Raw genomic sequence first — 456 nt, 5'->3', positions numbered from 1 at the left:
TAGTTTGCACTTACTTGTCCTTGTTTGCTTTTATGAATTTGTTGTTTATTAGAATGAATTTGTTTCCACCTGGTATAAAAATTTGCTCTTCATCTTTAAATCTAATTCCCATTCCTTCATCTCCAAATAGTCCATATTTGGTTTTATAGTATGTATAAGACATTGATAATTCAATAGGCACTATTTGATTATTATCTTCATAAAACATTACTAAAATAGGGAAATTTGGTGATTTATCGTAGTTGCTTTCGCCCATAAATTCTTTTATTTTATTTATATAAATTTCTGGTACTTCTGCTTTTTTACCGGTATCTCTTTCATAATCTATCCAACTAGTATAATATTTTTTACCATTTGAGAGGGTTTGAGGGAATTTTTGATCCATAATTTCTAGGTCAGCTCTTTTAAAATTTCTTTTGTTATTTTTAAAGAAATCATCCATGTAATCGCTTCTTT

Annotated in this window: 1 protein-coding gene; it reads right to left on the bottom strand. The window is 27.6% G+C overall.

The genetic code is table 11. The annotated features are described in order from the left end of the window. Positions 1-10 precede the first annotated feature (10 nt). Positions 11-456 (bottom strand): hypothetical protein (locus ATCC51562_RS09340; protein WP_035167734.1); only part of this gene is annotated, 446 nt, incomplete at its 5' end.

It is taken from the genome of Campylobacter concisus ATCC 51562 (assembly GCF_000466745.1).
In the GTDB taxonomy this organism is placed as follows: Bacteria; Campylobacterota; Campylobacteria; order Campylobacterales; family Campylobacteraceae; genus Campylobacter_A; species Campylobacter_A concisus_B.
The sequence above is the reverse complement of the archived record's forward strand: the minus strand, read 5'-3'. Positions and strand labels throughout refer to the sequence as shown.